Annotated in this window: 20 protein-coding genes; 6 read left to right on the top strand and 14 right to left on the bottom strand. The window is 72.8% G+C overall.

What is annotated here, in order from left to right:
- Positions 1 to 202: 202 nt before the first annotated feature.
- The gene (locus tag ACZ7MY_RS27250; protein WP_499605694.1) at positions 203 to 826 is read right to left on the bottom strand and encodes a hypothetical protein; all 624 of its coding nucleotides are present in this window, start codon (positions 824 to 826) and stop codon (positions 203 to 205) included.
- Between the two features lie 145 nt (positions 827 to 971).
- Here ACZ7MY_RS27250 and ACZ7MY_RS27245 point away from each other — a divergent pair, with 145 nt between their 5' ends.
- Positions 972 to 1,349 carry a hypothetical protein gene (locus ACZ7MY_RS27245; protein WP_499605692.1) on the top strand — a complete coding sequence of 126 codons (378 nt, stop codon included), beginning with the start codon at positions 972 to 974 and terminating at the stop codon, positions 1,347 to 1,349.
- A gap of 20 nt (positions 1,350 to 1,369) precedes the next feature.
- Here ACZ7MY_RS27245 and ACZ7MY_RS27240 read toward each other — a convergent pair whose 3' ends face one another.
- Complete coding sequence (locus tag ACZ7MY_RS27240) at positions 1,370 to 2,113, bottom strand: sensor domain-containing protein (protein WP_499605690.1); 744 nt, start codon at positions 2,111 to 2,113, stop codon at positions 1,370 to 1,372.
- Between the two features lie 235 nt (positions 2,114 to 2,348).
- On the opposite strand from ACZ7MY_RS27240, the gene ACZ7MY_RS27235 reads away from it, so the two are divergent.
- On the top strand, positions 2,349 to 3,005 hold the full coding sequence (locus ACZ7MY_RS27235) for a maleylpyruvate isomerase family mycothiol-dependent enzyme (protein ID WP_499605689.1): 657 nt from the start codon (positions 2,349 to 2,351) through the stop codon (positions 3,003 to 3,005).
- A gap of 34 nt (positions 3,006 to 3,039) precedes the next feature.
- On the opposite strand, the gene ACZ7MY_RS27230 is transcribed toward ACZ7MY_RS27235, so the two are convergent.
- The 4 genes from ACZ7MY_RS27230 to ACZ7MY_RS27215 all read right to left on the bottom strand — a co-directional run bounded on the left by ACZ7MY_RS27230 (position 3,040) and on the right by ACZ7MY_RS27215 (position 6,965).
- A complete protein-coding gene (locus ACZ7MY_RS27230) occupies positions 3,040 to 3,783 on the bottom strand; it encodes a VOC family protein (protein ID WP_499605687.1) in 744 nt (247 codons plus the stop codon).
- Positions 3,784 to 3,829: 46 nt separating this feature from the next.
- Positions 3,830 to 4,249, bottom strand: coding sequence for a CoA-binding protein (locus tag ACZ7MY_RS27225; RefSeq protein WP_499605686.1), 420 nt, complete (start codon positions 4,247 to 4,249; stop codon positions 3,830 to 3,832).
- Between the two features lie 188 nt (positions 4,250 to 4,437).
- A complete protein-coding gene (locus ACZ7MY_RS27220; RefSeq protein ID WP_499605684.1) occupies positions 4,438 to 5,148 on the bottom strand; it encodes a class I SAM-dependent DNA methyltransferase in 711 nt (236 codons plus the stop codon).
- 170 nt (positions 5,149 to 5,318) lie between these two features.
- Positions 5,319 to 6,965, bottom strand: a complete 1,647-nt coding sequence (locus tag ACZ7MY_RS27215; RefSeq protein ID WP_499605682.1) for an alkaline phosphatase D family protein — start codon at positions 6,963 to 6,965, stop codon at positions 5,319 to 5,321.
- Between the two features lie 314 nt (positions 6,966 to 7,279).
- Between ACZ7MY_RS27215 and ACZ7MY_RS27210 the strand changes: the two genes are divergently transcribed.
- Positions 7,280 to 8,641, top strand: coding sequence for a tetratricopeptide repeat protein (locus tag ACZ7MY_RS27210; RefSeq protein ID WP_499605680.1), 1,362 nt, complete (start codon positions 7,280 to 7,282; stop codon positions 8,639 to 8,641).
- 91 nt (positions 8,642 to 8,732) lie between these two features.
- Here ACZ7MY_RS27210 and ACZ7MY_RS27205 read toward each other — a convergent pair whose 3' ends face one another.
- Positions 8,733 to 9,488 carry an SDR family NAD(P)-dependent oxidoreductase gene (locus ACZ7MY_RS27205; RefSeq protein WP_499605678.1) on the bottom strand — a complete coding sequence of 252 codons (756 nt, stop codon included), beginning with the start codon at positions 9,486 to 9,488 and terminating at the stop codon, positions 8,733 to 8,735.
- A gap of 209 nt (positions 9,489 to 9,697) precedes the next feature.
- On the opposite strand from ACZ7MY_RS27205, the gene ACZ7MY_RS27200 reads away from it, so the two are divergent.
- Positions 9,698 to 10,228 (top strand): hypothetical protein, encoded by a 531-nt coding sequence (locus tag ACZ7MY_RS27200; RefSeq protein WP_499605676.1) that lies wholly within the window; start codon positions 9,698 to 9,700, stop codon positions 10,226 to 10,228.
- 153 nt (positions 10,229 to 10,381) lie between these two features.
- On the opposite strand, the gene ACZ7MY_RS27195 is transcribed toward ACZ7MY_RS27200, so the two are convergent.
- Positions 10,382 to 14,446 carry a Kelch repeat-containing protein gene (locus ACZ7MY_RS27195; RefSeq protein WP_499606019.1) on the bottom strand — a complete coding sequence of 1,355 codons (4,065 nt, stop codon included), beginning with the start codon at positions 14,444 to 14,446 and terminating at the stop codon, positions 10,382 to 10,384.
- Positions 14,447 to 15,132: 686 nt separating this feature from the next.
- Positions 15,133 to 16,176 (bottom strand): methyltransferase, encoded by a 1,044-nt coding sequence (locus tag ACZ7MY_RS27190; RefSeq protein WP_499605675.1) that lies wholly within the window; start codon positions 16,174 to 16,176, stop codon positions 15,133 to 15,135.
- Positions 16,177 to 16,787: 611 nt separating this feature from the next.
- Between ACZ7MY_RS27190 and ACZ7MY_RS27185 the strand changes: the two genes are divergently transcribed.
- Entirely contained in the window at positions 16,788 to 17,390 is a 603-nt protein-coding gene (locus tag ACZ7MY_RS27185) for a hypothetical protein (protein ID WP_499605674.1), read from the top strand.
- Between the two features lie 66 nt (positions 17,391 to 17,456).
- Here ACZ7MY_RS27185 and ACZ7MY_RS27180 read toward each other — a convergent pair whose 3' ends face one another.
- Complete coding sequence (locus ACZ7MY_RS27180) at positions 17,457 to 18,155, bottom strand: SDR family NAD(P)-dependent oxidoreductase (protein ID WP_499605672.1); 699 nt, start codon at positions 18,153 to 18,155, stop codon at positions 17,457 to 17,459.
- Complete coding sequence (locus ACZ7MY_RS27175) at positions 18,152 to 19,162, bottom strand: helix-turn-helix transcriptional regulator (RefSeq protein WP_499605670.1); 1,011 nt, start codon at positions 19,160 to 19,162, stop codon at positions 18,152 to 18,154. The genes ACZ7MY_RS27180 and ACZ7MY_RS27175 overlap by 4 nt, the downstream gene beginning before the upstream one ends.
- Before the next feature lie 174 nt (positions 19,163 to 19,336).
- On the opposite strand from ACZ7MY_RS27175, the gene ACZ7MY_RS27170 reads away from it, so the two are divergent.
- Entirely contained in the window at positions 19,337 to 19,774 is a 438-nt protein-coding gene (locus tag ACZ7MY_RS27170) for a nuclear transport factor 2 family protein (RefSeq protein WP_499605669.1), read from the top strand.
- Between the two features lie 20 nt (positions 19,775 to 19,794).
- Here ACZ7MY_RS27170 and ACZ7MY_RS27165 read toward each other — a convergent pair whose 3' ends face one another.
- From ACZ7MY_RS27165 to ACZ7MY_RS27155, 3 genes are all read right to left on the bottom strand, one after another.
- Positions 19,795 to 20,898, bottom strand: a complete 1,104-nt coding sequence (locus ACZ7MY_RS27165; RefSeq protein WP_499605667.1) for a hypothetical protein — start codon at positions 20,896 to 20,898, stop codon at positions 19,795 to 19,797.
- A gap of 437 nt (positions 20,899 to 21,335) precedes the next feature.
- Positions 21,336 to 22,451 (bottom strand): hypothetical protein, encoded by a 1,116-nt coding sequence (locus ACZ7MY_RS27160; protein ID WP_499605665.1) that lies wholly within the window; start codon positions 22,449 to 22,451, stop codon positions 21,336 to 21,338.
- Positions 22,452 to 22,464: 13 nt separating this feature from the next.
- Positions 22,465 to 23,664 (bottom strand): bifunctional class I SAM-dependent methyltransferase/NUDIX hydrolase, encoded by a 1,200-nt coding sequence (locus ACZ7MY_RS27155; RefSeq protein WP_499605663.1) that lies wholly within the window; start codon positions 23,662 to 23,664, stop codon positions 22,465 to 22,467.
- Positions 23,665 to 23,810: the final 146 nt, after the last annotated feature.

Below are 23,810 nucleotides of genomic sequence, written 5' to 3'. Positions count from 1 at the left end.
GCCGCGCGGGCTAGGAGGGCGGTGCGCCGGCCAGCCGGGAGCCGCCCGCCCGGGCCGCTTGGGTTGGCGTTCAGCAGGCTTCGATCCGGCATCGAGAGCCGAAGGCATCAGCACCGCAACCGCGGCGGGCGCCGCACGCGGGGAGGAGCCATGCGCCGTCAGCCGCGCGGTGCGTGTCCCGTCCATGTACCGCCTGATCCGCTCACGGCTGGGCGACGAGCCCGGCGACCACGCATGCCACGGCCGACAGAGCGAGCAGATCACCCACCGGGGTCCAGGTGAACCGGCGGACCAGCGCGGCAGAGGACGGCTTGTTCTGCTTGCTTCCCGGCCGGCGCGTATGCGCCGTCATCGCGTCCACGCACACCGCCGAGAAGTCGTACAGCACATCCCAGAGCGACCCGTCGAACCAGAAGAAGTCGACCTCCTCACCCGCATGCGTCTCCAGGACCAGCCCGCCGCGCCAGGAGTCGCGGTGCAGACGACGCACAGCGCCCGCTGGAACGACCACATTGCGGAAGACGTAGTAGCGGACGATCTCGCCCGGACGGAGCACGACACGGATCAAGGAGCAGCGCCAGCAGTACGCTGCATTGGCCAAGGGCAGTGCGGCGACGAACCATCTCTCCTCCTGGCCGGTGGACAGCACAACCACCGCCCCGGCGAACGCGCAGACGGCGAACACGCGCAGCAGGACCACCCGCAGCCATCGCCGCAACACCAGCCGGCCCCGCCTGTCCGGCCGGTAGGACCGCACCCGCCGCACCCACTGCGTCGCCGGCCCGTACCACGCGTTCGCCCCCGCCTGCCCCAACCTCGAAGACATGCGCCGACAGTACGTCGCGACCTGACCGGCGACATTGCCTGCACCCGGCAGTCAATCACCCCGCTCGCCGCACCGAGGAACGGGCCCGCCCCCACGTCGTCCGGCCGCACCCCAGGGTGGCCCCGGGCGTGAGATCGTCGGGCATGTGAGTGAGTCCTGGGTGATCGATGACGGCAGCGCCGCCCCCGTGCCGTCCGGGGCGGTGCCGGAGATCCTGCGGGCGAGGGTCGGCAGAGGACAGCTCGAGACGTGGCTCACCGGTTCGTCCGGACGATCCCTGGCCTTCGTGACGAACACCGAGCGGGCCATGGTGATGCTGCTCCGCGACGAGGACGATCCCGGCGAGCACGCGGTGGATCCGGGAGCCGACGGATCGAGCGACGGGTTCGTTCTCTCCGGCGGGCAGCACGACACCTACCGGGACCAGGACACCGTGCCCGTGGACGAGGCCCTCAGGCTGGTGGAGCACATCGTCCGCACGGGGTCGTGGCCCGCGGACGGGCACTGGGCCGTCGACCGCTGACGGCCTCGGTGCCGCTGGCGTCAGCGCACTTTCCCGAGCTGCGTGTCGATGACGTTCGCGGGCAGCTGGGGAGCGTCGCCGGGGAAGCCGTGCACCATGAACCAGGCGATGACGGAACCCTTGCGCACGACGAGGTGGCGGAAGGGGGCACGGGTCACGCCTTCGTCCCCGTCGATCTTCTGCGTGATGGTGTACTCGACGGCCTCGTCACCCAGGTGCGGGTCCGGCAGCAGCCGGGGGTGCTCGAAGTGCTCCTCCATGACCTGGAGCGGCATGGCGAACGACCGGCAGCGGGCGAGCGCCGCCCTCAGGTCGGCCACGGCCTTGTGCGCGTCGCCCGCAGCGTAGGCGACCAGGGCCACCTCGACGTAGTCCCCGTGGCCCGACACGAGGGCGTCGGTACGTGCGTACTGCCGGTAGGCGCTGGCCTGCTGGGTGTTGTCGTAGACGGGCTGGCACTGCTCCGGTTCGACCCGGGGCATGTCACCCGTGAACAGACGCACCGGCACCCGGGCGTCCTCACCGCGGCCCGCCAGCGTCTGGATCGTGTAACCCGGTACGTCCTCGCGGTGAAGCGCGAAGGATTCGGCCTCACGCTGACTCACCAGACGGGAACCGCCGCCGCCTGCCTTCCCCTTGCCGGCTGCCGGCTTCACGGCGGCGCCGTCGTCGCCGGCGCTCCCGCATCCCGTCAACGCGCCCAGCACCACAGCCGCGCAGACCGCCGGCACCGCACGCAGGACCCAACTTCTCGACTTCGGCATTCCCACCCCTGATACGGATCTGACGAGGTCATTGAACACCGCACCCGCATGCCGGCCGGCACCGGATTTCCGCCGGTGGGAGCGGCGGGGCCGGGCTCGGAGGATTCGTGGGCCGGGGGCGATGAGTTCGCTGCCGGGCGGGAGTCTTCCCCTGTGCACGCCCTCGTGCCGGACGCCGGTCCGGGAGGGGCCGCGTGCAGGTGGAGCAGCCCCCCGGGACAGGAGACCTTCCGCGATGACCGATACAGCAGAGCGCGGCAACGGCAGCGAGGTCTGGCCGCTGATCCACGCGGAGCGGGCGGCGCTGGCGGCCGACCTCGTGGATCTGACCGACGAACGCTGGGCGACGCCGTCGTTGTGCGCGGGTCTGACGGTGCGTGACGTGCTGGCGCACCTCACGGCGTCCGCGAGCCTCAACGCCGTGCGCTGGATGGCGGGGGTGATCCGGTGCAGGTTCGACTTCGACAAGCAGGTGGCCGTGCGGCTGGCGGAGCAGTTGGGCGCGTCCCCGGCGGAGACCCTCGAGCGGTTCCGGCGCGTCGTGCCCAGCACCACGAAGCCGCCCTTGCCCGCCGTCGCCATGCTGGGCGAGACGGTCGTGCACGGGCAGGACATCCGGCGCCCACTGGGTGTCCGTCACGAGCACCCGATCGAGGTCCTCACGCGGGTGGCCGAGTACTACCAGGGGTCGGACCTCGTGGTGCTCGGCAAGGGACGCGTCCGCGGCCTGAGGCTCGTCGCCGACGACGGCCCCTTCACGACCGGTTCCGGGCCGCTCGTGTCCGGCTCCACCCTCGCGCTGATCATGGCCACCACGGGGCGCGCGGCCTACTGCGAGGAACTCGAAGGCGAGGGTGTGGAACTCCTCCGCAGCCGCTGCGCGACGGGGTGACCCAGGGGTCCCGGCACCCCGTGCGGCTCCGGTGTCAGGACGCGGCGAGGACGCAGAACTCGTGGCCCTCCGGGTCGGTCAGGCACGTCCACGGGACGTCGCCCTGGCCGAGGTCGAGGTCGGTGGCGCCGAGGGTTCGCAGCCGGGCCGCCTCCGCCTCCTTGTCGTCACCGGGGTACGGCAGCAGGTCGAGGTGGACGCGGTCCGGGGCGGTCTTCGCGCCGGGCGTGCGGACGAACTCCAGGTACGGGCCGGCGCCCTCGGCGGAGCGGAACACCGCGTGGTCGCCGGTCACCTCGTACGGGGTCCAGTCCGTCGCCTCGCCCCAGAACCGGGCCATCGCGCGCGGATCGGCGCAGTCGACGACGACGCGGGCGACCGGGCCCGTGTCCCGGTACGCCTCCCGGGGTTCCAGCACGCAGAACTCGTTGCCCTCGGGGTCGGCGAGGACCGTCCACGGGACGTCGTCCCCCTGTCCCACGTGGGCGGGTGTGGCGCCCAGCGCCCGCAGGTGCGCGACCAGCTCCGCCTGATGTGCCGCGGAGGTGGTGGCGAGGTCGAGGTGCAGCCGGTTCTTCGTCGCCGCCCCGGGTTCCGGGACGGGGACGACGTCGATGCCGACGGCCACCGGGTCCGGCCAGACGAGGTCACGGCCGGGTCCGACGTAGGTGGTGACACCGGGGCTGTGGGCGCTCCAGCCGAGTGCCTCCGCCCAGAACCGGCCGACCGCCGTGCTGTCGAGTGCCTTGACGTTCACCTGGACGGGACGCAGTGCCATGCCGGCGATCGTACGCATCCCGTCGCCGGGCGGGGGCCGCGGCGGGTCAGCCCAGGCCCAGCCGGGGGATCTCCCGTCCCGGGGAGCGGTCCATCACCATCAGCAGGCCGGCTTCGCGCGTCCTGGCGTAGGCGGCCTCGTCGATGACGCCCACCTGGAACCAGACCGCCTTGGCGCCGATCTCGACGGCCCGGTCGGCGACCTCTCCGGCCAGGGCGGAGTTGACGAACACGTCGACCACGTCCACTGCGAAGGGGATCTCCGCGAGGGACGCGTAGCCCTGCTCACCGTGCACGGTCTCGGCCTTGGGGTGGACGGGCACCACCTTCTTGCCGAGGCGCTGCAGCTTCTCGGCCACGCGGTACGCGGCGCGTTCGGGGTTGTCGGACAGGCCCACCACGGCCCAGGTGTCGCCGGCGGCGGTCAATATCCGCCGGATCGTCTCGTCGTCGCCGTAGGTCGTCATGCCCGGCACCCCCGTGCGCACACGGGTTCCGCACCGGTCAGGAGGTCCGGGTTCTGGGGTTTCGTCTGGCGCATGGCACCCGACCCTACCCCGTTCGAATACTGTATGCAATGCATCGGCGGCGGAGAACCCAGCCGCCCAACCGGTCGGCTGCGCCTAAGCGTTCGGTGCCGGTGCCGGCCCCGCGGTCACGCCCTGTGGGCCAGGACCAGACGCGCGTACGGGGCGCCGTCCGGACGACGGCCGAAGTCGGGCAGCGCCGCCGTCCGCACCGTGAAGCCCGCCGCCGTCAGCTCGGAACGCACCGCGCGGAGCGGGAAGGTGCGGTAGTACATGACGAACGGCGGGCGCCAGACCGCGTTCCGTATCCGCATGGCCACGTCGAACCCGGCGGGCACCCAGTAGCGCCGGGAGGAGATGCGGGCCGGCGCGAACACCGGGAAGGCGAAGAGCCCACCGGGCCGCAGGGCGCGGTGCACCCCGGCGAACAGGGCCGGGCGGTCGGCGGCCAGGAAGTGCCCGAAGGCCCCGAAGCTGACGGCCAGGTCGAACTCCGCGGTGAAGTTCGGCGTCCGCGCGTCCGCACGTATCCATTCCGCGTCCGGGTGGGCACGGCGCGCCTCGGCGAGCATGCCGGCGCTGAAGTCCAGTCCCGCGACCCGGTCCCGGCACAGCGGTCGCAGGACCCGCAGGCCCGCTCCCGTCCCGCAGCACACGTCGAGCCCGTCGGCGAAGGGGCCGAGCGGGCGGAGGGCGGCGGCGGTCGCGTCGAGGATGCGGTCGGAGGTGCGGAACGGCGTGTGGTCGAACCTGGGTGCCAGCAGGTCGTAGCCGTGCTCGACGGAGGAGAAGGCCTGCACGGCCAGTTCGCGCAGCGAGGGCCCTTGGGGTGAGAACACCGCTCCAGGGTAGAGCCGTTGACGTCCGGCGGGCGGCGACCGCGACGGAGGAGGGACCACCCCGGCCGTACTGCCCCGCCCGGCCGCCGCGGGCGCGCCCACGCCGCCGGGGCCCCGGACGGCCCCGGGGCCCCGGCGCGTACCGCGAGCGGTACGGCGCGGAACGGCGGTCAGGCGGGCGTGAGCCCCGGGTTGCCGGCCTCGGTGACGAAGGAGCCGGCCGTGGTGACCGGGGCGCCCGGCGTGGTCACCGCGGAGACCGTCTTGAAGTCGGCGCGTGCCGCGTCCTTGCCGAGGGTCACCAGGGCGTAGCCGCGACGGCCGTTGTAGAACTTCAGGTGCGGGTTGGCCTGCATGTAGGTGGCCCAGTTGGACGGCTTGTCGGAACCGTCCTTGCCGCTGCTGATCGAGCTGGTGACGATCTCGGTGCCGAGGGTCCTGGACGCCGGGTCGTCGAAGTCCTTCTTGAGGTCGAAGCCGTAGTGGACGTGGACGTCGCCGGTCAGCACGACCAGGTTGTCCCGGCCGGCGGCCTCCCAGCCGTCCAGCAGGCGCTTGCGGGACGCCGGGTAGCCGTCCCAGGAGTCCATGGAGACCTTGAAGTCGGGCGTCGAACGGTCCTTGCGCTGGGCGAAGGTGACCTGCTGGGGGACGACGTTCCAGGTCGCCTTCGAGGCGCGCCAGCCGTCGAGGAGCCAGCGCTCCTGGGTGGCGCCCGTCATCGTGCGGGCCGGGTCCTGCGACTCGGGGCCCGGCACCTGCCAGCCGTCGCCGTAGGCCTGGTCGGAGCGGTACTGGCGGGTGTCGAGGATGTCGAACTGGGCGAGCCGTCCGAACTGCAGCCGGCGGTAGAGCTGGGCGTCGGGGCCGTGCGGGAGCTGGCGGCGGCGCAGCGGCTGGTTCTCCCAGTAGGCGCGGTAGGCCGAGGCGCGCCGCAGGAGGAACTCCTCGGCGGGCACGTCGTTCTCGGGGACGTCGTCCGCGTAGTTGTTCTCGGTCTCGTGGTCGTCCCAGGTGACCACGAAGGGGTGCGCCGCGTGGGCCGCCATCAGGTCGGGGTCCGACTTGTACAGGGCGTACCGGAGCCGGTAGTCCTCCAGTGTGAGCGTCTCGCGGTTGAAGTGCGAGGGCAGCACGCGGTCGGTGTAGGCGCGGGCGCCGCCGGTGGCGGTCACCGCGTACTCGTAGAGGTAGTCGCCGAGGTGGAAGACCGCGTCGAGGTCCTCGTCGGCGAGGTGACGGTAGGCGGTGAAGTAGCCGTCGTGGTACGCCTGGCAGGACACGGCCGCCAGGCGCAGCTCGGTCAGGCGGGCGTTCTTCGCGGGCGCGGTGCGGGTACGGCCCACGGAGCTGGTCCACTGGCCCACGCGGAAGCGGTAGTACAGGACGCGGTCGGCGTCCAGGCCGTCCACCTCCACGTGCACGGCGTGGTTGTACTCGGGGTGCGCGTCGACGCTGCCACGCCGGGTGACGCGGGTGAACCGCTCGTCGTGGGCGAGCTCCCAGCGCACGTTGAAGCGCTTCTGGGGCAGGCCGCTGCCGCTCTCGTAGGGGCGGGGGGCGAGCCGGGTCCACAGCAGGACGGAGCCGGGCATCGGGTCGCCCGAGGCCACGCCGAGCGTGAAGGGGTTCTCGGTGATCTGCGCGGCACTCGCCTCGGCCGCCGCGGCGGTCCCGCCGAGCGGGATGTTCACGGCGAACGCCAGCGTCGCCGCGGCCCCGGTGACGGTCAGGAAGCGGCGCCGGTCCACGTGGCGTACGGCGTCACGCAGTTCGGCGGAGTGCCCGGGCGAAGAAGGTGATGCTGAAGGCTTCATGTGTGTGCGCAATCCCTGACGTGAGAAGTGCGGCCGTACGGCCCGGTCGGTCTTTGCCAGGGCATTGCAATGGCGCAGTGCGGCACACAGCCGCCGAAAAGTTGGCGCGTACATGTATGGAGGGTGACCGTTGGCCCCGTGGGCGGCATGAGGCCCGTTCCTTCACGACTCCCCCACGAACCCGTCATTCCCCAGAGGTACTTCATTCCTCCCCGCAGCCCGCACCGGCTTGTGGGCGGCGGAACGGACCGCCGGCCGGGCGACCGCGAGCCGGCTCGGCGGCGATGTCGGTCACGCGGCCTAGGGTGCCCCTCGTGAACATCGATGATCTTGAATGGCAGCGGGAGCGGTACGGCGGCGTTCCGCCGCGCATCGTGGACGAGGTCCTCGAACGCGGCGGCCTCGACCTGCTGGTGGAGGCGGCGGAACGGCGCGGGGACTGGTTCTGCGCGGAGGGCGCGGTGCGCCGGCTCTGTGCGGCGGGCGAGTTCGCGCGGGCCTGGGCGGTCATCGAGCCGTTCACGGCCACCGGCTGGCAGCCCGCGGTCCGCGCCGGCGCCGGCGTCCTGCTGCGATGGGGCCGCGTCGACCGGGCGCTGGAGCTGGCGCACCCCGGGGGCCGGGACGCGAAACCGCGGGACATGTGGCCCGACTACGCCGAGGTGCTGGTCGCTGCGGGGCGGGTGGACGAGGCGATCGACGCGCTCGTACCGCACCTGGGCGAGCGGGGCATGGTGCATGCCCTGGTGCGGATCACCGAGGGCCAGGACCGCGACGACCGGTTGCTGGAGCTGCTCACCCCGGTCGCCGAGGAGTTCAGCAGCGATCCCTGGGGGTGCGGCGTGCGCCACATCTGGGACGCGCTTCCCGGACGGGCCACCGTCCTGGAGCGTTCCGGCCGGGCGGACGAGGCGATCTCACTGCTCGGCGCGGACGTGGACGCGCGTCGCCACGGCCCGGAGAACACCGTCGACTTCTACGCCGAACTGCTCGCCCGGCACGGGCGGACCGAGCAGTTGCGGGACCTGGCCACCGGCACCCGGAACCCCAAGGCCGTCCGCGCGTACGTCACGACCATGGAGGACCTCGGCAGGGCCGCGGAGGCCGAGGCGTATCTGCGCGGCTTCCACGACCCCGCGGCGCACCCTGGCATCTTCACGGTCGCCCTCCAGGAACTCCTGATCCGGCAGGACCGCCTCGACGACGCCGTTCAGGTGGTGGGACACACCTTTGACGACCTCCACGAGAACCTCCTGCAGTCGACCCTGATCCTCATGGCCGAACAGGGACACCCCGACAGGGCCGTCGAACTCACCGAGGGACGCAGCCCCGAGTTCCTCGAGGAGAACGAGAGGTACTGGCTCCGTTCCAACCGGTGGTGGCTGATGCGCGAGGCAGGGCGCAGCCGGGAGGCCATCGCCGAGATCGAGGCGCTGCCGCCGGACGAGGTCGACGACCGGGAGGCCACCATCGCCTGGCTGCTCGCCCGGGACGACCGGGTGGGGGAGGCCATCGCCCTCCTCCGGCAGTGCTCCGGCCGGTGGGCCGCAACCCACCTCGCCCACCTGCTCGTCGGGCAGGGCCGCTGTGCGGAGGCACTCGCCGTCATCCCGGACGTGGCCGCGCAGCGTGCGGAGGAACGGCGCTCCTGGTCCGCGGCACCGGAGTGGGCCTGAGGGCGGTGCGGGCGGCCCCGGCGGCGGGGCTCCGGTGCCGGCCGTCGCCGTCCGGACCGGAGCACCGGGCACGCCGGGGTGCTCTCCCGCGTCAGACGCTGGATCCGCCGTCGACGGTCAGCCGTGCGCCCGTGATGTACGCGGCGTCCTCGCTCGCGAGGAACGCGACGGCCTTGCCGATGTCGGCGGCGGTGCCGAAACGCCCGAGGGGCGTCATGGCCACCTGGGCCGCCGCGTTCGGCCCGTCGGCGGGGTTCATGTCGGTGTCGACGGCCCCCGGCTGCACGACGTTGACGGTGATGCCGCGCGGACCGAAGTCGCGGGCCCAGCCGCGACCGAGCTGGTCGATGGCCGCCTTGCTCGCCGCGTACTCCGCGACGCCGGGGCTGGGGATACGGTGGGCGACGATGCTGCCCACCAGGATGACGCGTCCGCCGTCGGGCAGGAAACGCGAAGCGGAATGCGTCGTGACGACGGTGCCGAGGACGTTCGTGGCCATCATGTGCTGGACGCCGTCGAGGAGTTCCAGGTCCAGCTGGTCGACGGTGCCCAGGACGGCGACACCGGCGGAGTTCACCAGCACGTCGATCCGGCCGCCCAGGAACTCGGCGGCCTGTTCGACCGCGGTCGACGCCTCGTGGGGAACGGACTGGTCGGCCTGCACGGCGAACGCCTTCGCGCCGAGGGCGCCCAGTTCGGCGACGACCTCCTCGGCCTGCTCGCGCGACTTCCGGTAGGTGATGACGACGCTCGCACCCTCGCGGGCCAGTTCACGGGCGATCCCCGCACCGATACCCCGCGACCCTCCGGTCACGAGCGCGGTCCGTCCGGTCAGAGCCTGGGGCATGGCAGATCTCCTAGCAATGGTCAGGTGACTTCCGCTTACTCGCCCGAAGCTAAAGATTGACACTAGTGTGAAGGTCAAGCGCGGCAGCGTTCCGCGGCGATCGATCCGCCGCATCATCCGTGCCGGCCTGTCGACAGCGCGTGGCATACTCCTCGCTGATCATGGGGGTGAACGGCCCCTGACCTGGGAGCAGGACTTGTTGGGCAGCCGTGGCGGTCGCGGTCATGGCGCTGGGCGGCGCGGGCTGCGGTACCGGCGACGCCGGCGCGGAGGCGTCCGCGTCCTCGAAGCCGGCGGCGCCTCAGCCGCGGCCCGCGGGTACCGGGCCGCTGACGAAGGAGTTCGTGCTGGCGGACCTCGACGGTTCGGCGGCGGACGCGGGCGTCCCGGCGAACGTGCCGGAATGGGGCGGAATGAACGAGGACGCCGAGCCGGGCACGCCGCGATCGTGCGGCGTCGGCTTCAAGGGCTTCGCCACCAAGACCGCCAAGGTCGACGTCGCCCGCTGGGAAGCGGTGGTGCACGAGCTGCGTGACCGTGAGTGGGAGCAGGACGGGAAGCCGGAGAGGCTCACGGGAGACAGTTCCGGGGTGGTCTTCGAGGTCCGTGTGACCCTCAAGCAGCGCGGCTGGACCGTGGTCGCGAGCTGGGTGGACCTCCACGACGGCACGATCACCCTCAGCGCCTTCGACGACGCGTGCATGAAGACGGTGGACGTCGACGCGAGCCCGGGCGGCTGACCGCCGGTCCTCCCGGCTCGGGCCGCGCAGGGCCGGGCCGGCCCCTGGGAGGGACCGGCCCGGCCGCGTTCGTGTCCGGGGTCCGGCCGGGGGTGCGCCGACGGCCCGTACGCGTACGCGGACCGTCGGCGCCGTTCCCCGGCGCGTACCCGGTTACTTGCGCTTGAGGGTGAAGTTGGCGGTGACCGTCGCTCCCTTCGTCAGCTTCACCGTCGTGACGGTCGGCTGGTAGCCGTCCTTGGCGACGATGACGGTGAGCGGGTTGTTGCGCACGTCGAGCCACAGGGCGTAGGTGCCGTCCGAGGCCGTGGTGAGCGTGTAGCTCGCGGCCCAGCTGTCGAGCTGAACGGTCGCCCCGGCCAGCGGTGCGCTGCCGCCGGTGGCCTTGTTGCCCAGGACGACGCCGGTGATCTTGCCCCAGGTCTTGGGCGGGTTGACGTGCAGGCTCACCGGGACGGGCGCCGTGGAGTACGGCGTGTCGGTGCCCACGCTCAGGCTCGCGGTGAGGTCGCCGGGCTGGGTCACCGAGGTGGCCTTGGCGTCCAGCGTGACGGAGACGGTCGCGCTGGCGCCGGGCTGCAGCGTGAGCTCCTGGACGCTCTCGCTCAGCCAGTCGACGTCGCCCGCGCCGCCCTGGTCGTAGCCGGGCAGCACCTCGACCTTGCTGATCGGCCTGCCGGGGGCGTTGCCGCCGCCGACCTTGTAGAAGCCGGGTGCGCCGCCGCCGCGGTAGGTGGCGACGTTGGCGTTGGGGAGGGTGCCCCAGGTGCCGGACTGCGGGTCGAAGGCCTGGCCGCGGTTGGTGAGGGCGTTGTTGCCGACGCCGCCGACCATCAGCAGACGGCCGTTGGCCGCGGCGTAGGAGGTACCCCACTGCGCGGCCGGGACGTCCGCGAGCTGCGACCAGCTGTCGGTGCCCGGGTCGTAGGCGTAGGAGTGGACGACGTCGTTCTCGCTGGCGCCCAGACCGCCGGCGCAGTAGATCTGGCCGTCGATGGCGCCGCAGGCCTCCCACGAGATGGGCTCGGGGTAGGCGGCGATCTGGGACCAGCTGTCGGAGCCCGCGTCGTAGACGCTGGCGTCGGTCGTGCCGCAGAAGTCGGCGCCGCAGCCGCCGATCATGTACAGCTTGCCGTCCAGGACGGCGGTGCCGGAGCCCGCGTACGGCTTCGGCGCGGACGCACCGGTGGTCCAGCTGTCCGACTGCGGGTCGTAGATCTCCAGCTTGGCGTCCGGGGCGCCCGAGGGGCCCCAGCCGCCGACGGCGTAGAGCTTGCCGTCGATGAACCCGTGCGCGGGGTCCTCACGGGTGTCGGACGCGGAGGCCAGCTTCGTCCAGCTGCCGGCGACCGGGTCGAGGACGTAGAGGTCCTTGACGTCGGCCGAACCGTTGTAGCCGAAGGCCGAGTAGACCTTGCCGTCCAGCGAGTCGACGGCGTTGTCCATCAGGGCGCCCGGCAGGTCCGGGGCCGTCTGCCAGGTGTCGTCGGCCGGGGCCGCCGCCGTCGGGCCGGCCTTGGCGCCCGCCGCGTGGGCCTTGCTGGACAGCGGGTTGAAGTCACCCTTGACGGTCTGCAGGGCGGCGCCCTTGGCCTGTTGGGTGAACCCGCCGGACTGCTCGCCGAGCTTGACCGTGGCGGCCGCGCCGCCGGTGTTCTTGACGGTCAGGTTCTGCGTCTTGGAACCGCCCCAGGCGACGGTGGCGGAGACCGAGGCCGGAGTGATGGTGACCTTGCCGGCCTTGAGCTTGAAGTTCGCCTGGACGGCGCTGTCGGCCCCGACCTTGACGTTCTTGCTCAGGGAGGTGTACTTCGCCTTGGCCGCCGTGAAGGGGTGGCTGCCGAAGGCGGTCGAGATGAACGAGTAGAAGCCGTCGGAGAGGTTCGGGTCCTCGGGCGTGGCCGTCGTGGTGGTCTTCTCGGACGGCTTGTCCTGGCTGGTGACGGTGGCACCCACGACGCCCGTACCGGTGTTGGCGTCGGTCACGGTGCCCACGACCAGGCCGGCGGGGACCGCGGTCAGCTGCCGGTCGCCGACGAAGACGTCGTCGACGGCCCACCACCAGCCGAAGCTGCCGGCGAAGTGGAAGCGCAGCTGGACCTCGGACTTGCCGGCGAAGTCGGCCAGGGAGGCCTCGATGCGGTCGCCGGTGACGTCCGCGCCCGGCGACCAGACCTTGGTCCAGTGCTCGCCGCCGTCCGAGGTCGCCTCGAGGGCCGCGGACTGGCCGCTGTACTGCTTGTACTCGGTGCTGAAGGCCACCTCGGGGTCGTTCTTCCCGGTGAAGTCGTACACCGGGCTGAGCAGCGAGCTGTCCTGGACGGCGCCGCCGCCGAAGTGGTCGCTGTCGATGACGGCGAACGCGCCGTCACCGCCGGTGTGGTTGCCGCGGTCACCGGGGTCGTCGAACTGCCAGCCACCGGTGGTGTCGTCGGCGTTGACCACCTTCCAGCCGGCCGGCGGGGCGTCGGTGGCGTCGAACGGCTCGGTGGTGCCGGTCACGTCGACGCGGTACCCGGGCGTGTTCGCCGTCCAGGAGTCGGCCGGGACCGCGATGCCGACCGTCTGTGCGGAGTCGCCGACGGTGATCTTCTTGCTGACGGTCTTGTAACCGGGCGTCGCCGAGGCGACGTGCAGCGTGTAGGAGTGCCCCTGGGGCAGGTCCATGCTGTACGAGCCGGTCGCGGGGTCGGTCCACACCGCTCCGGGCACGCCGTCCGCGGTGATCTTGGCGTAGAGCGGCCAGCCGTGGCCGGAGCCGTCGCTGACCTTGCCGGCGACGGTCTGGCTCGGCACCGGGGAGAGGGTGAAGTTCTTGGTGACCGTGGCGTCGTCGTCGACCACGACCCCGTCGGCCGAGCACCCGGCGTAGCCGAACGCCTCGACGGAGACGTCGTAGGTGCCGGTGGGCACGGTCAGGGTGTAGGAGCCGGCGGCGTCGGTGTGGGTGATGCCGGTGCCCGCCGTGACCGTGGCACCGCTGACGGCCTTGCCGGTGGTGCCGTCGGTGACGGTTCCGGAGATCACGCCGTGCGCGCCGGTGCGGAACGCGGTCAGGCCGGCGGGCGTGCCCAGGCCGGTCGGGCCGTCGAAGCCCTCCGCGCCGTTGCACAGGTACGACGGGGAGCAACTGCCGTTGCTGCCGGTGGTGATGTCGTTGATCCCGGTGCCGGCCGCGTACGGGTACGCGTTCGGGTACGAGCCGGCGGCGGGGGTGCCGGCGGCCGCGTAGACCGAGGCGATGATGGGCGACGAGACACTGGTGCCGCCGTAGACCGCCCAGCCGCCGTGGCCGTAGGTCTGGTAGACCGCCACGTCCTCGGCGACGGCCGAGACGTCGGCCAGCGCCCGGTTGTCACAGCCGGTGTCGTGCTGGAAGGCGGGCTTGGGCTCGTACAGCGAGCAGCCCGAACCGGCCAGGCTCCAGGCGGACTCGGTCCATCCGCGCGTGGTGGACGGGGCGCGGGTCAGCGTGGTGCCGCCGACCGCGGTCACGTACTGCGAGGCCGCCGGGTAGCTGACGCCGTATCCGTAGTCACCGGTGGACGCGGTGATCGCGACGCCGGGGTGGTTGTAGTGGGCGTCCAGCACGGTGGTCTCGGACGGGTCCTCGCCGTTCCCGCCGCGGTAGTCGGTGCCGTAGGAGTTCGACACGTACTTCGCGCCCATCGCGACCGCCTGGTCCACGGCGGCGGAGAGGTTCTCGAAGCTGTTGTCGTCGGCCTCGACCAGCAGGATGTGAGCGTTGGGCGCGGCCGCCGACACCATGTCGACGTCGAGCGAGATCTCACCGGCCCAGCCCGGGTCCGGCTCGGGGTAGTCGGTGCCGCCGCGCTGGTCGACCTTGCGGAAGCAGCCGTTGTCCGTGGTGCAGGCCGGCAGCCCGAACTGGGCACGGTAGACGGCGAGGTCGGATTCCGCGGTCGGGTCGTCGAAGGCGTCCACGATCGCGACGGTCTGTCCGGCGCCGCCGTCGGCCGGCAGGTTGTAGGCGCTCTGCAGGTCGGCCGCTCCGTAGCCGGACGGCGTGTCCGCCGCCGGCACCAGGCCCTTGACCGGCTTCACGTCGGTGCGCCGCAGGGCGAAGCAGCTGAAGTGGCCGGGCTTGGCCGTGTCGCAGGTGGGTTCGAAGGAGCGGCGGACGCCGTTGGCCGCGGCGGAGTTCGCTCCCGCGGCACCCGCGGCTAACGCCGGTGCCTGTATGCCGAGCACCGCCATGGCGGCGGCACCGAGGACCGCGAGGCCTCTGTTCACCGTCCGGCGGAGGGGGTGGGGGGTACTTGCTGGTCTGCGCAACGTGACTCCCATGCGTGCTTGCAGGGATCGCGAGCCGTGTACGGCTCCTGGCGGCGGCGAACGTCCGAGCATTCGCCGGAGCCCATTAGCGTGTTGGGTTCTGTTCATGTCAATAAGGAGCCTGAGGCGACGGATGTGACCCAACGTCACAACGCGAGTGCGGAATGTGCGCGACGCGTAGCGGCTTTTTGATGTTTTGGGCGAAACGGATGTTCCTTTCGTGTTCGTTGAGTGAACGCCGCGCCTCCCGTGTTCGAAACTGTTCACTGGGCGTATCGGGGGCGTGAATACGACACGCGACGCAAAGCCGCCAGCACCCACGGAGCCCCGGAACAGCCGTCCCGACGGGCATCCGCGCTGGTCATCCCGGTCCTGCGGGAGCAACTCGGCGACGCGGGGGGCCCGCTGGGCCGCGAAGCGCCTTTGCCGGCCCTTGACCTGCCCGTCCTCCCCCTCCCCCACCTGTCGGGGGCTCCGGCGGCGTCCCGCCGACCGGCCGGGTACGGGTGAGGAACGCGGACGCCGCGTCGGACCCCACCCCTCCCCGGCGGAGCTGAGCGGCTCTCCCGCCGTCCTTGCGGGACCCCCGAAACCGACGCGGCCGCCCCTCACCCGCCGGGTCGGATCGCCTCCAGCTCGATGATCTTGAACTGGAATCCTGTGGCGGTGACGGCCGTGCGCCGCCACCCGGAGGCGGCGAACAGCGCGTCGAACTCGGGGAGATCGCGCTCCTGCCCCGGCAGCATCGCGAGCATGTGCATGTCCGCAAGGGGCTCGAAGCCGGGCGCCCCGATCTCCCCGATCACGTTCTCCACCACCACCGCCCGCGCGCCCGGCCGGGCGGAGGCGCGGCAGTTGCTGAGGATCGTGACGCAGTCGGCGTCGTTCCAGTCGTGCAGGACCATCTTGAGGAGGTACAGGTCCGCCGGCGGGACGGACTCGAAGAAGTCGCCGGTGACCGCCGTGAAGCGGTCGGCCAGTCCCTGCTTCTCGGCGGAGGCCAGCGCGGTGGCGGTGGCGTGGGGCAGGTCGAGGCTCTCCCCGCGCAGTTCCGGGTTCGCCTGCATGAGGCCCTGCACCAGCGCCCCGGTGCCGCCGCCGACGTCGACCGCGACCGCGCTGCCGGTGGTGTCGAGCGCCCGGGCGAGGTCGCGGTTCAGCTGCTCCGACATGCCGGACATGGCGACCGAGAAGAGTTCCGCCTCGGCGGGGTGGTCGCCGAGGTAGCTGAAGAAGTCCGTGCCCAGTGCGCTTTCGATCTGGGTGCCACCCTTGCGGACGGCCTCCGGGAACCGCTCCCAGGCACGCCAGTGGGAGGGCCCCGCCCACGTGAGGGCCACCTCCCGCAGGGTGTTCGGCACCCCGGTGCGGAGCAGCTCGCTCAGGGGGGTGCCGGAGAACCGTCGCCCGCCCTGGTGGGCCACCAGGCCGAGCGAAGCGCAGGCGCGCAGGAGCCGGTAGGTCGTCGCGGGGTCACTGGCCTCCCGTTCCGCGATCTCCCCGGCGTCCAGGGGTCCGTCGGCCAGGTGGTCGGGGAGGGAGAGGTCGACGGCGGCCCGGACGATCTGGGTGACCCAGTAGCCGCTGAGCATCTGCATCAGGACACCGGCGTTCGCGGCCTCGGTGGGCGGGTTCGGGGGATTCTCGGTCATCGGCAAGCACACCCATCGGCAATGGATTGGTTCAACGGTCAACCAAATGTAACCCGGTCCGGGGCGCCGAACGCGTGCCCGGTACATCAAAAGGGCCTGGTGCCGGACCGTTCAGCGCCGCGTCGGTGAAACGTCCCCGGCGGTTCACCGGCAGGTCCTGCGTGGACGTCCCGGCGTGGGGGGCGGACGCGGTGGCCGGCGACCGGTCGGGGGGCACCCGCCGGGTACCTCGGCGCGCCAGGGGGAAGCGGGGCGGCGCCGTCGCCGTGGTGCCGCGAACGGCCGGGCGGCGTGCCACGAAGCCCGGTCCGACGGGCCCCGACGGCCAGTGCGACAGGCTCCGACGGCCCCTCCAGGCAGCCGAGATGGCGGCGTTGTCAGACCGCCGCACTACACTCACGGCGCGTGGTTCCTCCTGCCCACCGTGCCGCCGTTGCGCGTTCGGGCGCGGGGAGCCGGACACCTCTGCGTCCCCTCCGGGGGCGGCGATGCCGGAACACCCACCGCTCGGTCATGTGACGTGACGTCACCACCGGTCGGCCGGTGGCCGTGGCCACGCCGCCGCCGCGGGTCGCCGAACTGTCCGTGGTTACACGAAGAAGGGAAAGAAAGTGAACACCGAGAAGGTTGCAGCCCGACGTCTCACGGCCGAGGAGGTTTCGGAGCTGGGCCTCCAGGACGAGATCTTCGTCCAGGCGGAGATGGAAGAGCTTCGGCTTGACTGCTTCGCACCGGCGACGCTCACCAAGTCGGGCAAGAATTTCGAGGGCGGATCCTTCACCGCGAGGACCGTCTTCGGCGACGAGGTCCACGTGCTGCCGGACGACGCCGAAGAGCGCGGCATATGGGTCGCGGACAAGGCGGGTGAGGAGATAGAGGTCCTGCAGAGGGCCGGTGTCCTCCTCAACCTCGCCCTCTTCGTGCCCAACGGGAACGCGGAGTCCCTGGCGTCGCTCTACGCCGCCGCCCGGGAGGCGTTCGGCGCGGGGATCGTCCAGCGCTGGAACGAGGAAGTCGTCGCGGTGCCGGACGTCAAGGTCGACCTCTTCGAGGAGCCGGCCCGCGGGCGGAAGGGGGGCACGGGCGGCCAGAACCGCGACCGCCGCGCCCTGGACATCCACCCGACCCGCGTGCGCTTCATGGAGGCCAGCGCGGGCTGGAAGTTCGTCCTCGAGGTGCACAAGGAGCACGTCGACGACACGCCGACGATCTGACGACGGCACAGCACAACGCCCCCTCCCGCCGGAGGGGGCCCCGTCGTGCGCGGAGCCCCCGTGGCGTCAGGCGATGCCGCCGTTCAGCGTGAGGTCGATGGCGTTGGCCAGCGGGTTCTCCAGCAGGAAGACGCAGCCGTCGACGACGTCCGCCATGGTGCCGAGCCGCCCGGTGAGCGTCATCTTCCGCGCCGTGTCCTGCAGGTGCTCGTTGTCCACGACGAACGGGCTGTCCACGATGGCCCACGGGTGCAGCGAGTTCACCCGCACCGGGGCCAGTTCGGTGCTCAGCGTCCGCACCAGGCCCTGCACGGCGGCGTTGACCGCGGTCAGCGTCGTCGAGCCCGGGTACGGGAAGTCCTTGGCCATGCCGCCGAACAGCAGGACCGAGGCGTCGGCGGACATCCGGGGGCGCAGCGCGGCGACCACCGCTGTGTAACCGACGATCTTCGTCGTGGCCAGGGTCGTCGCCTTCACCACGTCGTAGGCACCGGTGGTGTTCATGTCGCGGACCATGCCGACCAGGGCCAGGCGGTCCACCCGGCGCACCGGTTCGAGCGCGGCGGCGATGCCGGCCGGACGGCTCAGGTCCAGCGCGAGGCCCGTGACCGTACCGCCGGTCTCCTTCGCGAGTTCCGCCGCCACCGTCGTGGCCCGCTCCTCGGTGCGTCCGGTGATCAGGACGTCCGCGCCCCGCCGCGCGTACTCCGCGGCCAGTGCCCGCCCCGTGCCCTGCGTGGCTCCGACGACGACTACCGTGCTCATCTCTGCTCCCCTTGGGGTCTGCGAGAGCCGCCTGCTCTCACACCACCCAGACGCTCGCCGGCCCCCGCAGGTTCTGCGCCCGCGGCGACCGGCCCCGTGTTCCCGCCCGGGCCCGCGCCGGGGAGGCCGCCCGCGCCCTCGGCCCGCTGCTCCGGTCCGCCCGTCGCCGGCCGGCCGGCGAGCAGTCTCAGGGCGTCCTCGGCGGCGGTCCCCGGGGGCGCGCTGTAGACGACGACGCTCAGGCCGCTGCCGTCCGGCAGGCCCATGGTCTCCTGGTCGAGTTCCAGGTCGCCGACGAGCGGGTGGTGGAGGCGCTTCGTGCTCTCGCGGAAGACGTGGACGTCGTGGGACCCCCACAGCACCCGGAAGGAGTCGCTGCGGGTGGAGAGTTCGCCGATCAGGTTCGTCAGGTCGCGGTCATGGGGGTGCCTGCCGGCCTCGACGCGCAGCGCGCCCACGGCGAAGCGGGCCATGCGCTCCCAGTCGGCGTAGAACCGCCTGGCCCCGGGGCTGAGGAAGGCGAACCGGGCGACGTTGGCGCCGCAGGCCGGGTCGGCGTACATCGGCGCGTACAGGGCGCGGCCCAGCGCGTTGGCGGCCAGGGTGTCGAGGCGGTCGTTCATCACGAACGCCGGCATGCCCGGCATCCCCTCGACGATGCGGGCGACGCTCGGCCGGACCGCCGGCCGGGCCTCGCGACGGCGCGCCGCGGAAACCGCCGGCGCCGGGCCGGCGGCGCGGGCGAGGTCGTACAGGTACATCCGCTCCGTGTCGTCGAGCCGCAGCGCCCGGGCGAGGGCGTCCAGCACGCTGTCGGAGACGCCTTTGAGGTTGCCGCGCTCCAGACGCGTGTAGTACTCGACGCTCACCCCGGCGAGCGTGGCGACCTCTCCCCTGCGCAGCCCGGGCACCCGGCGCTGCCCGTACGTCGGCAGACCCGCCTGCTCCGGGGTCATCCTGTCCCGTCGGGAGCGGAGGAAGTCGCCGACTGCGTCCCGGTTGTCCATGGGGACAGCGTAGGCACGCCGGGCGGGGCGTGGGGGTCCCTGCCGGTACCCCTCACGGCGGGGACTCCCCCACCCCGGCCGTCCGTCGTTGCATGGTGTCCGCCCGGATCCCCCGGGAGCCGGACCCGGCGGGGGCCCGGCCGCAGGACGAGCACGAGCGAGAGGACACACGAGATGAGCAACGGCAGTGACACGACGGCGCAGGGCCGCGCGGACGTCGTGCGGGGGCTGTACGACGCGTTGGGCAGGGGCGATGTGGCGGGTGTCCTGGCCCGGCTCGCCCCCGAGGTGGTCGTCGACGAGCCGGCCCAGCTCCCCTACGGGGGTGTGCACCGGGGACGCGAGGCGTTCGCCCGGTCCGTCCTCGGCGTGATGGCGGGCCACGCCGTCGTCGCCATCAGCGCCGCCGAGGTGTTCGAGGGCCCGGCGGGCGTCGTGGGCACGCTCACCGGGACGCTCACGGCCCACAGCACCGGTGAGGTGTTCCCGCTCACCATGGTCGAGATCCACCAGGTCGAGGACGGCACGGTCCGCGGGATCGACGTCTACACCAAGAACCCCCACGAACTCGCCGCGTTCTACGCGCGGGCCGGGGCGGGCACCCCCCGCTGACGAACGCCGCCCCGGCAGGGTCAGGGGCGGGTCCACACCCGCAGCGTGGCCCTGTCGTCGGCGATGGTGCACCAGGTGCCGTCACCGAGCGCGGTGGGGAGGCCGGTCACCGGCACGGGGTACGTGACGTGCCGGGGAGCGCGTGCCCCCGAGGTGTCGGTCAGCCAGTGCCGGCCCTCTCCCCACTCCTCGTCGCTCTCGACGGTGGAGGTGATGACGTCGGTCTCGTCGAGGAAGCCGCCCGCGTAGTCCCAGTAGGGCTCGGCCTCGTCATTGTCGGGCTCGGTGTCGGGATGGCGTGCGACGGCCGACGCGGCGTCCAGTTCCGCCAGGACGGAGCCGTCCGCGGCGTCGAGGACCACGAGACGGTCCTGGTCGTGGGTGACCGTCAGCAGCCGGCCGCCGGAGGGGCTGACGCCGGTCAGCACCAGGTCCCTGCCGCCGAAGTCGTCCACCGTCAACCGCCGCCCGTCCCAGCGGCCCCAGCGCAGCGGCGCACCGTCCTGTCCCTCGCCGATGCTCAGGCCCATCTGCGCCGGGTCGGGGTGGGGCACGTGCACGCTGCCGGCGGCCGCGGCCCGGGCGTCGGCGCGGGCCAGCACCGTCCCGTCGTGGGGGTCGAGCACCAGCCATTCGTCCAGGGTGTCCGCGTCCGGCACGCCCGGGGCGAGCGGTCCCCGCACATGGGCCCAGAGCAGCTTCCCGTCCGCGGAGAAGCCCGCCGAACCGCTCTCGGGGTGACGGTGGTCCCGCTCGCCGGCGTACTCGTCGAACGACCGGTGCATCTCCAGGCAGGCCCCGTACCAGCAACCGTGGCGCACCTCCCACCGGACGCCTCCCCCGGGCTCCACGGCCCGCACGGCGTGCGTCCCGGTGAAGACGGCCAGGCTCCCGTCCGGTGCCACCGTCGACGTTCCGAAGCGGCGCGGCCACGGTGCGGGGAAGCGGGCCGTCTCGTCCCCGATCCGGACGGGGTCGTCCTCCAGGGCGTGGACCACGAGTTCGTCCTCGCGGCGCTGCAGGAGCATGCGGCGGCCCGGCACGCCGAGCACCTCCAGGGCGTCGGCGCGGTCTGCCGGGTAGGGGACGGCGAGCGTGGCGACAAGGCGGGCCTGCAAGGACATCGGGTCCTCCTGTACGGCGGTGAGGTTCCGCGAACCCTATGTCACGCCGCCGACAGGCAGTCCGGGCCGGCGCCCTCGGGGTCAGGGGGCGGTGTGGTCGACGCCCGGCACGGAGAACCCGCGACCGGGGTGAGGCCCGCTGCGCCGCCTACGGCAGGCAGCTCCGGGGCTCCCCCGCGACGGGTGGACGTGACCGCCCCGCCACGGCCGGTTGCGCCGGCTGACGGGATCTGCGTTGCCGCCGAGGTACTGCCGCGGGCCTGCCCTCACGGGTCAAGGGCCCGCTCCTGGACGCGGAAGTCGCCCACTTCGTCCGTGCGCACCGCGGCCCCCGCGGAAGGCGGGCGCGACGCGCCCGGTCCGTGCCACGGCGGTGAACGGGTCCGGCGTGACGCCGCCGGGCCCGTTCTCCGCCTCACCGCATGGTCGGCCGGTCGTCACCCGCCGCTGCGGCCCCAGCGGGCGGCGCCGTCACCGTTGTCCTGCAGCCTGCCGTTCGCGGCCTTGGCGGCGGCGGTGCCGCGCGCGAGCTGGAAGGCGGCGACCGGGTCGGCCTTGCCGGTCCACGGTTCCGCGCCGCACCAGGGGCCGAGGAGCCGGAACTGCTCGAGCGCGGCGTCGTAGTCGCCGTTCTCGCCCAGGTAGTGCGCGAGCAGGTGGCGCAGGGGCGGCAGTTCGCCGGCGTCCCCGGGCACCTGACCGAGCGACCGGGTGACCTCCGCCAGGACGTCCTTGACCTTGGCCGTGGTCACGGACGCCATGGCGCCGTGGCGTTCGGTGAGTTCGGACAGGGCGTGCAGGTAGATGCCGGCGAGGGGGCTGCCTTCGGGGGCGTTGCGTACGGCACGCTCGGCGAAGTCCATCATCTGCTTGTCGGTGCCGCACCACTTGGCGCACCAGTACTGCAGGGCCTGCCAGTGGCCCGCGTAGTGGTGCGGGGCGCGCTCGACGAGGCCCTCCCACAGCGGCTGGAACTGCATGCCGCGGTACTTCAGGGCGCGTGCGGTGGTGATCATGACGACCCATGGCCCGGGGTCGCGGGGCGCGAGCCCGGCGGCGTGCCGCGCGGCCTCCATGGCGGCGGGCAGCATCTGCTTGAAGCGGCGCATGCGCTCGGACGGGACCTGGTTCGCGTACCCCGCTCCCCGTATCTCCCAGGCACGGTGCACGAGCAGTTGTGCGTGGAGGGTGGCGGCGTCCCCGTTGTCCGGGTCGTTGCGACGCCACTCGCCCAGCCAGTCGTCGTCCTCCCCGGCGACCTCCTGCAGCAGTTCCAGCCGGTGCCAGCGCTCGTCCCACTCCTCGCCCGCGCGGTCGACGTAGGAGGCCGCCGTGCGCCAGTCGCCGCCCCACGCGGCGTCCGCGACCGCCTGCATCTCGTCGATCCGGTGCGCGGGCAGGGGCGGCCCGGCCCGCCGGGCGTCGAGCATCGCGACGGGCACCATCCCGTACTCGGTGGGGTCGAACCGGGTGCGGACCCATCGCTCGAGGCGGGCCTTGTGAACGGGGGCGAGGAGGTTCATCACACCGGAGATCATGCGGACGGCAGTCACCTGGGGCAACCCCTTAACCCCCGGCGCCGGCCGGCTCGTCGCCGCGTGCCCGGAGGCGGTGGAGACGGGCGGGCGGATGCTCGACCGGCAGGCCGGGGCACCAGGTGGTCAGGCACTGGGCACTGGGGACGAACAGGCCGTCGGGAAGCCGGTCGAGCGGCCACCACCGCCAGTCGCCCACGCTCTCGCCGGGCTGGTCACCCGGCTCGCCCTCCCACGCGGTGACCACCGCGACGGCCGTCGCCCGCACCGTGCCCTGGACCTCGTCGAGGAGCAGTCCGAGCAATTCGACGTCCTCCTCGCGCACGACGCAGCCGGTCTCCTCCCTCACCTCGCGGACGGCGGTGCCCGCCAGCGACTCGCCCCGCTCCACCGAACCCCCGGGCAGCTCCCACGTACCCAGCCGGTGCCTGCCGAGCAGCAGGCCGCGGGGGCCGTGGAGGATCGCCCCCACGCCGAGGGCGGTGTTCGGCGGTGGCGGGCCGGCCGTGCGGGGACGGCTGGTGACCCGGGTGCGCCGGCGCGCGTGGTAGAGGCGGCAGGAAGTGGGGACGTCCTCCTCCGGCGCGTCCAGGGTGTCGATCCGCTCGACGACCAGGCCGTGCTCCTCCAGCAGGTCGCGCCACAACTCCGGGGCCAGGACCCACATCCGGACGGTCAGTCCTCCGCCGCCCGCCAGCGGCAGGATCTGCGGGCGTGCCGTGACGGTGTCCGAGGGGCCCCGGCCGTCGGAGTCGGTGTGCAGGACCGAGAACACGAGCCTGCCGCCCGGGACCAGCGCGTCCGCGACGGCGGGCAGCAGCCGGCGCGGGTCGATGTAGGCGAAGCCGTGGACGGAGTAGAGGACTTCGTAGGGATCGGCCCGACGCAGGTGGTCGACGGCGTCCGCCAGGACCAGGCGCAGCCCCGGCACGCCGGCGTGGCGTGCGGTGGCGCGCTCGTGCTGGGTGGGCGAGGCCTCGACGGCGTCGACGAGGGCACCGTGCGCGAGGGCGAGATGGGCGGCGTGCCGGCCCAGGCCCGAGCCGAGGTCGGCGACGCGCCGGCCCCGTACGTCGCCCAGGACGTCGGCGCTGTGGGCGTCCGCGCCGTGGGCGTCCGGCCAGAACCCCCAGGAGATGCCCTGCGCGTCGGGGACCTCGGTGGCCCTCGCCAGGTGGTGGGTTCCGTAGTCGGTCCAGGCACGGGCGTTCGTCACTTCGGGATGGTCCACGGTGGAGTCCTTCCCCCTCGCGGGGGACGTCGATCAGGGAACGGTGCCCTCCGGATCCGCCGCGGGGGCGAGGGCCCGTTCCAGCAGGTCGTGCAGGGACGGCAGACGTTCGATCCAGTCAGGTGCCCGCGAGACCCGGGCGAACT

Source organism: Streptomyces sp. NPDC111520, from assembly GCF_055635295.1.
The sequence above is the reverse complement of the archived record's forward strand: the minus strand, read 5'-3'. Positions and strand labels throughout refer to the sequence as shown.